This window comes from Pantoea sp. NPDC088449, assembly GCF_044753225.1.
Lineage (GTDB): Bacteria > Pseudomonadota > Gammaproteobacteria > Enterobacterales > Enterobacteriaceae > Pantoea > Pantoea floridensis.
Map to the genome: position 1 here is coordinate 449,108 of NZ_JBIVMT010000004.1, position 12,513 is coordinate 461,620.

Here is a 12,513-nt window from a genome sequence, read left to right on the forward strand (position 1 = left end):
AAGCCATATCATATTTGTATAGCTGTCGCTAAAACAGATATTTTTCTGAATCGCTGCGCTGTGGCTAAATACGTTCAATGACACAGGAGAATTGACATGCCCCGTCCACTGAACAACACCGAAACGGCGTTAGCCGCCGCCCATTTACTGCCGCTGGCGCAGCGTTATGTCGGTCCATTTTGGGCTTACGATGCGGCGATCATTCAGCAGCGCATTGCCCAGCTGAGCGCGTTCGACGTGGTGCGTTTTGCGCAGAAAGCCTGCTCCAATATTCACATCCTGCGGTTGATGCGTGCGGCGGGCGTTAAAGTGGATTCGGTATCGCTGGGGGAAATCGAGCGCGCCATCGCCGCCGGTTATCAGCCCGGGGGCGAAGATATCGTCTTCACCGCCGACGTGTTCGACCAGCCCACGCTGGCGCGCATCGCCGAGCTGAAGGTGCCAGTCAACGCCGGTTCAGTGGATATGCTGCATCAGCTGGGCGAACTGTCGCCGGGCCACGCGGTGTGGCTGCGCATCAATCCCGGTTTTGGTCATGGTCATAGCCAGAAAACCAACACCGGCGGCGAGAACAGCAAGCACGGCATCTGGCACAGCGATCTACCGCTGGCGCTGGCGGCGATCCAGCAGCACGGTCTGCATCTGGTGGGCCTGCATATGCACATCGGTTCTGGCGTGGATTACGGCCACCTGCAACAGGTGTGTGACGCGATGGTCGATCAGGTGGTGGCGTTTGGTCAGGACCTCGAGGCGATTTCCGCCGGCGGCGGTTTGTCGATTCCTTATCGTTTTGGTGAAGAGGCCATTGATACTCAACACTATTACGGCTTGTGGAACGGCGCGCGCGAGCGCATTGCTGCGCATCTTGGTCATCCGGTGAAGCTGGAGATTGAGCCGGGCCGCTTCCTCGTCGCGGAATCAGGCGTGCTGGTTTCACAGGTGCGGGCGGTGAAAGATATGGGCAGTCGCCATTTTGTGTTGGTTGATGCCGGTTTCAGCGATTTGATGCGCCCATCAATGTATGGCAGCTATCACCATATTTCGCTGCTGCCGGCAGATGGCCGTGCATTGGGTGATGACACGATTGAAAGTGTGGTGGCCGGTCCGCTGTGTGAATCGGGTGACGTGTTTACACAGCTGGAAGGCGGCAAAGTGGAAACCCGTGCGCTGCCAGCGGCGCAGGTGGGCGATTATCTGGTGTTTCATGATACCGGCGCGTACGGCGCATCGATGTCGTCGAACTACAACAGCCGCCCGCTGATTCCGGAAGTGCTGTTTGAGAACGGCAAGGCGCGGGAAATTCGTCGCGCGCAGACCATTCAGGAACTGCTGGCGCTGGAACTGCACGGATGAAGATCGTTGCGCTCAGCGCGGTGCCGCATCATGCCACACAGATCACCGATTGGTTGTGGCAGGCGTTTGGCGACGGCACCTCGCGCGAGTTTTACGACAGCATTGTGCGCAGCAGCCTCAACGGTGCCGATTTTCCGGTGACCTTTGTGGCGCTCGATGGCGATACGCCGCTGGGCACGGTAGGATTTTGGCGCTGCGATTTGATCAGTCGTCAGGATCTCTATCCGTGGGTGGCCGCGTTATTTGTTGAGGAATCCGCGCGCGGCAAGGGATTGAGCGAAGCGCTACAGCAGCATGTGATTGCGTTCGCGCGTCAGCGTGGGTATGACAAGCTGTGGTTATGGTCGACGTTTGGTGGTTATTACGAACGTTTTGGCTGGCAGTATCAGTGCGAGGCGCTGGAGTTCCCGGACGTGCGGGTGAAGGTGTACGCGCGGGAGTTGTGATGGGTTGGGGCGGTGCGCGCTGTCCCTCACCCCAACCCTCTCCCGCAAGCGGGCGAGGGAGCCACCCGAGCGATTTAGAAGTTAAGTGCCTGAGCGATTTCAAAGCAACGTGCTTATCTCATCCCGATCCGCGATCGGTTCCCTCTCCCGCGTGCGGGAGAGGGCTAGGGTGAGGGAAACCCCGCACCCAACCCCAATCAACCCGGCCCACTCACCGAATGCCTTCTCACCAGCGTTGGGCTAAACATGTTGGTGACTTCCGGCATCTCGCTGCCATTGGCTAACGCCAGCGCCAGCTGCGCCGCCTGTTGCGCCATGGTCACTATCGGATAGCGCACCGTGGTCAATCGCGGACGCACATAGCGCGACACCAGCACATCATCGAAGCCAATCAGCGACATCTCTTCCGGCACGCGGATGCCGTTATCGCTCAGCACCGCCAGCGCACCGGCCGCCATCGAATCGTTATAGCAGGCCACCGCGGTGAATTGCTTGCCGCGCCCCATCAACTCCGTCATCGCCTGTTCGCCGCCCACTTCGTCCGGTTCGCCCCACGCCACTAAACGATCGTTACACGGCAACCCGTGCTCTTTCAGCGCATCGTAATAGCCCTGCAGGCGATCTTCGGCATCGGAAATGGTGTGGGTGGAACAGATAAAGGCGATTTGCGTGTGGCCCTGCTGAATCAGATGACGGGTTGCCAGCCACGCGCCGTAGCGGTCATCCAGCGCGATGCAGCGATTCTCAAAGCCTTTTAGCAAGCGATTCAGCAGCACCATGCCCGGCACCTGCTTCATCAGCATCTCTAAATCGTCGTCGGGGATTTTCTTCGCGTGCACCACCAGCGCGGCGCAGCGATGACGCATCAGCTGCTCAATCGCCTGACGCTCTTTTTGCTCATTGTGGTAACCGTTACCAATCAGCAAAAAGTTGCCGGTCTGCCCTGCGACTTCATCCACCGCTTTGACCATCGCGCCAAAAAACGGATCGGACACATCGCCCACCACCAAACCCAGGGTTTCAGTGGATTGTTGCGCGAGGGCGCGCGCATTGGCGTTCGGGTGATACTGCAACTGCTCCATTGCCTGCGTCACGGCGAGGCGAGAGCTCTCGCTGGCTTTGGGCGAATTATTGATGACGCGAGAAACGGTTGCGACCGAAACCCCCGCCATGCGGGCAACATCCTTAATGGTAGCCATGCGATTATCGACATCCGGGAAAACGTTTACACATGCCATCAGTGTTACGGAAAACACCCCCTGTAGCAACCCGCCAGAATGCCAGCGCTGTCGCAAAAGCACGGAAAATCAGGCGCTCACGACCGCACTTTAGCTCATTGTTCGCCTCATGGTATGCTGCCAACCATAATTACACCTGCCTGCCGGACCAAAAACCATGAAAACTCGCGTGCCGCATCTGGCGCACTGGGGCGCCTTTACCGCCGTCACTGAAAACGATCGCCTGATTGGCTGCGAACCCTTTTTTGCTGATGCCGATCCGTCGCCGATGCTTAACACCATCCCTGAACTGGTCTATTCGGATAAGCGTATCCGCCAGCCGATGGTGCGCCGTTCCTGGCTTAAGTCACGCGAGAACAGCGATCGTACCTTACGTGGCCGTGAAGATTTTGTGGCGGTGGATTGGGATACCGCGCTGGATTTGGTGGCGGAAGAGAATCGCCGCGTGCGCGATCGCTACGGCGCATCGGGCATTTTCAACGGCTCTTACGGCTGGTCATCGGCGGGACGCGTCAACCACGCGCGCACGCTGATTCGCCGCTTCTATTTTCAGGGCGGCGGCGGGGTGGATCAGCAAGGTAACTACAGCTGGGGCGCAGCGCAGTTCTTCCTGCCGTATGTGATTGGCACCTATATGCCGCTGACCGGCCGCGTGACTGACTGGCCGCAAGTGGTGGAACACGCCGACATCTTTATCGCCTTTGGTGGTCTGGCGCTGAAAAACGCCCAGGTGGCATCCGGCGGTGCCGGGCAGCACAGCCTGAAACCGGCGCTGGAACAGCTCAGCGCCAAAGGCACGCCAATCGTTAACATCAGCCCGATGCGCGATGATTGCCCGGCGTTCGTCAATGCCGAGTGGATTCCGATTCGCCCCAACACCGATGTCGCGCTGATGCTGGCGCTCGGATATGAAATAACGCGCCGCAACGGCATTGATGAACGCTTCCTCGCCAGCCACTGCACCGGCTGGCCGCAGCTGCGCGGCTATTTGCTGGGCGAGAGCGATGGCATTGCTAAAACGCCGGCGTGGGCGAGTGCGATCACCGGCATTCCGGCGGCGCGCATTGCCCTGCTGGCGCAGCAGCTCATTGGCAAACGTAGCTTTATTACCTGCTCCTATTCGGTGCAGCGCGCGCATCGCGGCGAGCAGCCGTACTGGATGATGATTGCGCTGTCATCAATGCTCGGCCAGCCAGGTTTGCCGGGGGGCGGCTTCTCGTTTGGTCACGGTTCGATGAATAGCGTCGGCAATCCGCGTCAGGATGGCCCGGCACCGATGATGAGCACCGGGCCGAATCCGGGCAATCTGTCGATTCCGGTGGCGCGCATCAGCGACATGCTGCTCAATCCGGGCCAGCCCTATCATTTTCAGGGGGAAACCCAGCACTATCCGGATATCCATTTGGTGCACTGGGCGGGCGGCAATCCGTTCCATCATCATCAGCAGCTCAATCGTCTGGTGGAGGGCTGGCAGCGTCCGGACACCGTGATTGTGCAGGATATTGTCTGGACGCCGGCGGCCCAGATGGCGGATATCGTGTTGCCCGCCACCACGACGCTCGAGCGCAACGACATTGGCGGCTCATCGCGCGATCGCTTCGTGCTGGCGATGCATCAGGCGATCAAGCCGCAGCATCAGGCGCGTAACGATTTCGATATCTTCGCCGATATTGCCGATCGCCTCGGCTATCGCGATGTTTTCACCGAGGGCCGTAGCGAGATGCAGTGGATTGAACATCTGTATCAGCAGTGCGCCACCGCGCATGCGTGCAGAGATATTCATTTCCCAGAGTTTGGTGAGTTTTGGCAGCGCGGGTATGTCGAGATTCCGGAAGGCGGCAAACCTTACGTATTTATGGATGATTTTCGTGTTGATCCACAAAGTCATCCGATTCAAACCGCCAGCGGCAAGATCGAACTGTTTAGCCAAACCATCGCGGACTATCAGCTGGAGGATTTCGCCGGCCATCCCGAATGGCGCGAGCCGCAAGAGTGGCTGGGCGCGCCGCTCAGCGCGCAGTTCCCGCTGCATATGATCTCCATTCAACCGTCGGATCGTTTGCACAGCCAGATGGATGCGACCGCCAGCGTACAAGCCAATAAAACCGCCGGACATGAAACCTTGTATATGCATCCGCAGGATGCCGCCGCGCGCGCGATTGCGGATGGCGATGAGATTGAGGTGAGCAACGCGCGGGGCCGCATGCTGGCTGGCGTACGCCTTACCGATGGTTTAACGCCGGGTGTGGTGATCATCGCCACCGGCGCGTGGTTCGATCCCGGATTTGGTCGCGCGTGGCAGCCGTGGGATCGCGCCGGCAACCCCAATGTGTTGACGCTGGATATCGGCACCTCGTCGCTGACGCAGGGGCCAAACGCCATGAGTTGCCTGGTAGAAATCAAAAAACATCGGATTTGCACAAACGGTTAACAATCTCACCGCTGGTTACATTTTGCGGGTAACTGTTGCGTTTAGGCGATGGTTTCTCATCATGCCGCCTTGCTACAGTCAGGGTCCCAGAGGTATTGATGGGTGAACATCAAAAAGTTTTCTTGATTACACCGACCTGCGCAGATGCGCAGGTTTTTTTTTGAAACATAGTTTTCCTGTCAACTCGCTTTACGTTTCTTTATAACTGCTGGCATTAAGCCTGATTTTCGCCTCAGTGGATTACCATGCCTCCTATTAAAAAATTTCTGGGAAAAGACCAGATCAAAGCCCCCTTTAACCCGTTTCGTTTTCGCCTGATTTGCCTCGGCGTTTTCTGCTGTCTGGTGCTATTACTGATCTGTGTCGGCGACCTGCAACTGATTAAACATCCGATGCTGGAACACGAGGCCGATCAGCGCTCGCTGCGCACCGTCACGCTGCCCACCAACCGTGGCACCTTGCTGGATCGCGATGGTCAGGCGCTGGCGCTGAGTGTGCCAGCGCGCGATATCATCGCCGATCCGATGCGCGTGCTGGAGGCCAATCCTGATTTCACCAGCGCCAAATGGGCCTATCTGGCGGCGGCGCTCAATCTGCGTCCGGAAGATCTGCGCGCGCAAATCACCGCTAACCCGAAAAAGCGCTTCCTTTATCTGGGACGCAAGATCGAACTCGGCATCGCTAAAGACATCGCCGAGCTGAAACTGAAAGGCATCAGCTCGGTGTATAACGACAGCCGTTTCTATCCGATGAGTGAAGCGGCCGCGCCGCTGATTGGTATCGTCGGCGCCGACAGCAATGGCCTGAACGGCATCGAAAAAGGCTTCGATCATGTGTTGCAGGGCGATCCGGGCAAAGAGGTTTATCGTCAGGATGGTGAAGGCAACATCATTGCGATGATCGATTACCAGCCGCCGCAGCAGCCGCCAACGGTGCAGCTCAGCATCGACAAATTCGACCAGTTCACGCTTTACAGCAAACTGCGCGACGGCGTGCTGCTCAACAAAGCGGATTCAGGCGCGGCGGTGCTGGTAAAAATCGATACCGGCGAAATTCTGGCGATGGCCTCTTATCCGTCTTTCAACCCGAACAATTATGAGAACGCCACGCCGGCACAGATGCGTAACTCGGCGATCAACGACAGCTACGAACCGGGTTCAACGGTGAAACCGCTGGTGGTGATGGAAGGGCTGGAGCGCCATTTGGTGCGCGCCGATTCGGTGATTGATACCACGCCCTACAGCGTAAATGGCCACCTGATCCGCGACGTTGGCCACTGGCCGCGACTTACCATGACCGGCATTTTGCAAAAATCGAGTGATATCGGCGTGTCGCACATTGCGCTGGCAATGCCCGCCGAAGCGCTGGTCAACACCTATCAGGCGTTTGGATTGGGTAAACCCACCGGACTGGGCCTGACCGGCGAAAGCGTCGGCTACTTCCCGCTGCATCGTGAACGCTGGGCCGACATCGAACGCGCTACCTTCGCTTTTGGCTACGGCCTGCGCGTGACGCCGCTGCAAATTGCCCGTGAATACGCCACGCTCGGTTCGTACGGTATTTATCGCCCGCTGTCGATCACCAAGGTGACGCCGCCGGTGCTGGGCAAGCAGGTGGCCAATCCGCAGGTGGTGCAAACCGTGGTGCACATGCTGGAGAGTGATGTGCTGCCGGGCGGTACCGGCGTGAGAGCCGCGGTGCCGGGATATCGTCTGGCGACCAAAACCGGTACGGCGGAGAAGATGGGCTCCAGCGGTAAGTACGATGGCGGCTACATCAACTATACCGCCGGCATCGCGCCGGCCAGCCATCCGGAAGTGGCGCTGGTGGTGATGATCAACCATCCCACCGCGGGCGATCACTTTGGTGGATCGGTTGCCGCCCCGATCTTCGGCAATATCATGGGCCCGGTGCTGAAGCACATGAATGTGGCACCGGATGCCATCTACAGTAAGCCGCCTTCAGATAAATCTCAGTGAAATCAAAATGTAATTAAGGTGTGGAGAAAATTCACACCTCGTTTCACTTCGCCGAACACCGTTGCTTTTTGCACCTGTCTTTCACCGGCGGTTCGGTGCCAATATGGTCATCCCAGAGGTATTGATGGGTGTGAAACAGCGCTGCTTTGCAGCATCCCTGTTATTACACCGACCCACGCAGATGCGTGGGTTTTTTTTGCCTGCAATTTACCAAAACGCTTAGGGCCGTCATTTATGACGACATTTAACTGACCGCACGGTGCGGCCAATAACCAAGTCGCCATGAATGGCGACCCTACGGTTAAACCCACAAAACGCTAAAAATCCCAACGATTTATGGCACGAAAGGTTTACCATTTTCCTTTGGAAAATATATTTTACGTAACCTTAACAACCTCGCTTAACCCGCCTCCCTACAATGGCTTTTTAGCGTCATTACCTTCGTGACTATTCCCCTCCTATCTTTTAGAGAACAACTATGCGCCTGAAACTTCTTTCTGCCAGCGTGGTGTTTTTACTGGCAGCCTGTGACCAGGGCGGAGCTAAACCCGCCGCATCCGCCACGCCGCAAGTTGGCGTGGTAAACCTGAAAGCCGAACCCGTTACGCTTGTTACCCAATTGCCTGGCCGTACCACGGCGGTGCGAACGGCGCAGGTACGTCCGCAGGTAAGCGGCGTGATTGAAAAAATCCTGTTTACCGAAGGCGGTGAAGTGAAAGCCGGCCAGCCGCTGTATCAGATTGATCCCGCCACCTATAAAGCGGCCTACGATAAAGCCATGGCAACCTGGCAGAACGATGCCATGGTGGTGAAACGCTATCAGCCGCTGGCCAATGCGCACGCTATCAGCCAGCAGACATACGATGATGCAGTTGCTGCCGCGCGCGAAGCGCAGGCCGATGTTGAAACCGCCAAGGTCAATCTCGATTACACGCTGGTGAAAGCGCCAATTTCCGGCCACATCAGCCGTTCGCTGTACACCGCCGGTGCACTGGTGACCAATGGCCAAACCGATTATCTCGCCACCATTACCCAGCTCGATCCGATCTATGTGGATGTCAGTGAATCGGCAACCGATCTGCTGCGTCTGCGTCGCGCATTAGCCGACGGTAAAATTGCCAAAGTGGCCGATAACACCGCGGCAGTGGGGTTATCGCTGGAGGATAACAGCCAATATGCCGAACAGGGCAAGCTGGCATTTTCGGAGGTAAACGTTGATACCACCACCGGCACCGTGGTGCTGCGCGCGGTATTCCCCAATCCGCATAACGACCTGCTGCCAGGCATGTACGTGCATGCCAGTTTCCCGCAGGGCATTCAGCAGCAGGGGATTTTGCTGCCGCAAGAGGCAATCATGCATGACACCAAAGGCCAGCCGTATGTCTTCGTGGTCAAAAGTGACAGCACTATTGAGCAGCGCAGCATCCATACCGGCGAGATGATCAAAGGAGAATGGCTGGTGACGTCGGGCTTGCAGCAAGGGGAAAACGTGGTGGTGAACAACCTGCAAAGCGTGCGCAGCGGAGAGAAAGTCACCACTACGGCGGCCAATACCGATGACACGCCATCCGCCAACGCGGTCAGCCTTTCCATGACCGACGCAGCAGCGCAATAGGGGGCGGCATGTCGAAGTTTTTTATTGAACGTCCCATCTTCGCCTGGGTTATCGCGATTATCGTGATGCTGGTCGGCGCGATTGCCGCCATCAGTCTGCCGGTTAATCAATACCCCAATATCTCACCGCCGGCAGTGTCGATCTCCGTCACGTATCCGGGTGCCAGCGCTGAAACCACGCAAAACACCGTAGTGCAGGTGATTGAGCAGCAGCTCAATGGTCTGGATGGCCTGCGTTATCTGGAGTCGAGCAGCGCCTCAGACGGCAGCGCACAGATCATCGCTACCTTTAATCAGGGCATCAATCCGGATATCGCCCAGGTACAGGTGCAAGACCGCGTGTCGCTCGCCGAGTCGCAGCTGCCAACTGATGTGACGCAGCAAGGGATTCGCATCCGTAAGTACCAGAAAAACTTCATGATGGTCATCGGCTTGATCTCCAAAGACGGCAAGCTGACCAACGGCGATCTGGCCGACATGCTGGTATCGAAGCTAGAAGATCCGATCTCGCGTACGCCGGGCGTCGGCGACTTTATGGTGCTGGGTTCGGAATACGCGATGCGCATCTGGCTCGATCCGGCAAAGCTGTACAAATACAACCTGATGCCAAGCGATGTTACTACCGCCATCGATAACCAGAACGTGCAGGTTTCGTCCGGTTCTCTCGGCGGCTTGCCGACCATTCAGGGGGCAAAAACGCAGGCGACGATTCTTGGCAAAACCCGTTTCACTACCGTGCAGCAATTTGAGAATGTGCTGCTGAAGGTGAACAGCGACGGTTCGCAGGTGCGGCTGAAAGACGTGGCGAGCGTGGCGCTGGGTCCGCAGAGCTACGGCATTGATGCAACTATGAACGGCAAGCCCGCCGCCGGTATCGCACTGCGTCTGGCGACCGGTGCCAATGAACTGGATACCGCCAAAGCGGTGCGTCAAACCATCGCCGATTTAAAAGATTCGCTGCCGGACAACGTCGAAATTCAGTATCCGTACGACACCTCGCCGGTGGTGAGCGCCTCAATTGAGGAGGTGGTGAAAACGCTGATCGAAGCGGTGGTGCTGGTGTTCTTTGTGATGCTGATCTTCCTGCAAAACCTGCGTGCGACGCTGATCACCACGCTGGTGGTGCCGGTAGTGCTGCTCGGTACCTTCGGCATTCTATCGGCGTTTGGCTACAGCATTAACACCCTAACCATGTTCGGCATGGTGCTGGCCATCGGGCTCTTGGTGGATGATGCGATTGTGGTGGTGGAGAACGTTGAGCGCGTAATGCACGAAGAGCAGCTCGACCCGAAAACCGCCACCATTAAATCGATGCAGCAAATTCAGGGCGCGCTGTTTGGTATCGCGCTAGTGCTGTCGGCGGTGCTGCTGCCGATGGCGTTCTTCTCCGGATCGACCGGCGTCATCTATCGTCAGTTCTCCATCACCATCGTGTCGGCGATGGCGCTATCGGTGATCATGGCGCTGATCTTCACCCCGGCGCTGTGCGCCACCTTGCTGAAACCGGCGGCAGCAGAGCACAAAACCACCGGCTTCGCCGGCTGGTTCAACCGCAAGTTCGATAGCGGCGCGATGCACTACACCCATGGCGTCAGCAAAGTGATTTCCCGTCGCGGCCTGTTCCTGGTGATCTATCTGGTCATCGTCGGCGTGACGGGCTTTCTCTTCACCCGCGTGCCGACCACCTTCCTGCCGGGAGAAGATCAGGGCCTGATGATGGTGCAGATGACGCTGCCAGTGAATGCGTCTTCACAGCGTACTCAGCAGGTGATTAACGATCTCAATGATTATCTGGAGAAGAACGAAGCCTCGGTGGTGACCACCACCTTTGGCGTGGCGGGCTTTAACTTTGCCGGTCGCGGTCAAAGCAACGCCATGGCCTTCGTACGCCTGAAAGATTGGGGCGATCGTACCCACCGCGGGCAAAGCGTGCAGGATTTAGCGAACCGCGTGATGGCGCACTTTGCCAACTACCAGAACGCTAAAATCTTTGCCATGGTGCCGCCTGCGGTGATGGAGCTGGGGAATGCCACCGGTTTTGACCTTTATCTGCAGGATACCGGCGCGCACACCCATCAGCAGATGATGGATGCCGCACATCAGCTGATTACGCTGGCGAACAACGATCCGCATCTGGCGCAGGTGCGCCTCAACGGCCTGGAAGATGAGCCGCAGTATCAGCTGGAGATCAATGATGAGAGGGCGAGCGCGCTCGGCCTGAGCATGACCGATATCAACAACACCTTGTCGGTGGCGTGGGGATCCAGCTACATCGATCAGTTCATGTATAACGGCCGCGTCAAAGAGGTGTATCTGATGGGCAAAGCGGATTCCCGCGTCACGCCGTCAGATCTCGACAAATGGTACTTCCGCAACAGCAGCGGCACCATGGTGCCATTCTCCGCCTTTGCTTCCGGTAAATGGGTGTACGGTTCGCCGCACTTTGAACGCTTTAACGGCTTAACCGCCGAGGAGATCCTCGGATCGCCAGCGCCGGGCCAAAGCACCGGTGAAGCAATGAAGGCGGTGGAACAGCTGGCGAAACAGCTACCGCACGGTTTTCGCGTGCAGTGGTACGGCATCTCGTATGAGGAGCAGGCGTCTGGCAACCAAACCACCCAGCTCTATCTGATCTCGATTGTGGTGGTGTTCCTGTGCCTGGCAGCGCTGTACGAGAGCTGGTCGATTCCGTTCTCGGTGATCATGGTGGTGCCGCTCGGCATCCTCGGCACCATCAGCGCAGTGCTGCTGCGCGGCCTACAAAATGATGTGTTTTTCCAGGTGGGCTTGCTGACCACGGTGGGGCTGGCGGCGAAAAACGCCATTCTGATCGTCGAGTTTGCCAAAGAGCTGCATGAGCGCGAGGGCAAAACGCTGGTGGACGCGGCGGTGGAAGCGGCACGGCTGCGTATCCGACCCATCATCATGACGTCCATGGCGTTTATCCTCGGCGTGCTGCCGCTCACCATTTCTAACGGCGCAGGCGCGGGCAGCCAGCACTCGATTGGTACCGCGGTGGCGGGCGGCATGATTACCGCCACCTTCCTCGCCATCTTCTTTGTGCCGATGTTTTACGTGGTGGTTTCACAGCTGTTTGCGCGCAAGAAAAAAACATCCACAAAGGTCGTGCACGAGCGTTAAGCGGTCGCCATGAATGGCGACCCTACGTGTGAGGTGTGTTACGTAGGGTGCGCATTAATGCGCACCTGGCAAACTGCACGGCGCAAAGAGTCGCGGCATAAATCAAGCGCGCAAGAACTTGTAGCGGCGCAATTTATTGCGCAATGCCGGGATGGGCAAGATGCGGGCATCAAGGCGCGCGATGAATCGCGCCGCTACGGAAGCGTGCTCGTATTAGTAGGGTGCGCATTAATGCGCACCTGGCAAACTGCACGGCGCAAAGAGTCGCGGCATAAATCAAGCGCGCAAGAACTTGTAGCGGCGCAATTTAT

The 12,513-nt window shown here is 57.6% G+C and carries 8 protein-coding genes; 7 read left to right on the plus strand and 1 reads right to left on the minus strand.

Annotation, left to right across the window (positions count from 1 at the left end):
- The first annotated feature begins 96 nt into the window (after positions 1-96).
- Together lysA and ACIP6T_RS19385 are read left to right on the plus strand one after the other, a co-directional pair.
- A complete protein-coding gene (gene lysA, locus ACIP6T_RS19380; RefSeq protein ID WP_400458448.1) occupies positions 97-1,353 on the plus strand; it encodes a diaminopimelate decarboxylase in 1,257 nt (418 codons plus the stop codon).
- Complete coding sequence (locus ACIP6T_RS19385; RefSeq protein ID WP_097096172.1) at positions 1,350-1,799, plus strand: GNAT family N-acetyltransferase; 450 nt, start codon at positions 1,350-1,352, stop codon at positions 1,797-1,799. The genes lysA and ACIP6T_RS19385 overlap by 4 nt, the downstream gene beginning before the upstream one ends.
- 197 nt (positions 1,800-1,996) lie before the next feature.
- On the opposite strand, the gene galR is transcribed toward ACIP6T_RS19385, so the two are convergent.
- The gene (galR, locus tag ACIP6T_RS19390; protein ID WP_097096173.1) at positions 1,997-2,998 is read right to left on the minus strand and encodes an HTH-type transcriptional regulator GalR; all 1,002 of its coding nucleotides are present in this window, start codon (positions 2,996-2,998) and stop codon (positions 1,997-1,999) included.
- A 196-nt stretch (positions 2,999-3,194) separates the two neighbouring features.
- Here galR and ACIP6T_RS19395 point away from each other — a divergent pair, with 196 nt between their 5' ends.
- The 5 genes from ACIP6T_RS19395 to ACIP6T_RS19415 all read left to right on the plus strand — a co-directional run.
- Positions 3,195-5,468: a molybdopterin-dependent oxidoreductase gene (locus tag ACIP6T_RS19395; RefSeq protein WP_400458451.1), complete on the plus strand. Its 2,274-nt coding sequence runs from the start codon at positions 3,195-3,197 to the stop codon at positions 5,466-5,468.
- 245 nt (positions 5,469-5,713) lie between these two features.
- Entirely contained in the window at positions 5,714-7,447 is a 1,734-nt protein-coding gene (locus ACIP6T_RS19400) for a penicillin-binding transpeptidase domain-containing protein (protein ID WP_097096175.1), read from the plus strand.
- Positions 7,448-7,925: 478 nt separating this feature from the next.
- On the plus strand, positions 7,926-9,062 hold the full coding sequence (locus ACIP6T_RS19405) for an efflux RND transporter periplasmic adaptor subunit (RefSeq protein ID WP_400458453.1): 1,137 nt from the start codon (positions 7,926-7,928) through the stop codon (positions 9,060-9,062).
- Between the two features lie 8 nt (positions 9,063-9,070).
- Positions 9,071-12,202, plus strand: a complete 3,132-nt coding sequence (locus ACIP6T_RS19410) for an efflux RND transporter permease subunit (RefSeq protein ID WP_400458455.1) — start codon at positions 9,071-9,073, stop codon at positions 12,200-12,202.
- 57 nt (positions 12,203-12,259) lie between these two features.
- Positions 12,260-12,513 (plus strand): hypothetical protein (locus tag ACIP6T_RS19415; RefSeq protein ID WP_400458457.1); only part of this gene is annotated, 254 nt, incomplete at its 3' end.

Bases quoted from the DNA above. Each gene is read 5' to 3' on its own strand.
- ACIP6T_RS19410 (WP_400458455.1), top strand. From the start codon at position 9,071: ATGTCGAAGTTTTTTATTGAACGTCCCATCTTCGCCTGGGTTATCGCG.
- ACIP6T_RS19395 (WP_400458451.1), top strand. From the start codon at position 3,195: ATGAAAACTCGCGTGCCGCATCTGGCGCACTGGGGCGCCTTTACCGCC.
- ACIP6T_RS19385 (WP_097096172.1), top strand. From the start codon at position 1,350: ATGAAGATCGTTGCGCTCAGCGCGGTGCCGCATCATGCCACACAGATC.
- galR (WP_097096173.1), bottom strand. From the start codon at position 2,998: ATGGCTACCATTAAGGATGTTGCCCGCATGGCGGGGGTTTCGGTCGCA.
- ACIP6T_RS19400 (WP_097096175.1), top strand. From the start codon at position 5,714: ATGCCTCCTATTAAAAAATTTCTGGGAAAAGACCAGATCAAAGCCCCC.
- lysA (WP_400458448.1), top strand. From the start codon at position 97: ATGCCCCGTCCACTGAACAACACCGAAACGGCGTTAGCCGCCGCCCAT.
- ACIP6T_RS19405 (WP_400458453.1), top strand. From the start codon at position 7,926: ATGCGCCTGAAACTTCTTTCTGCCAGCGTGGTGTTTTTACTGGCAGCC.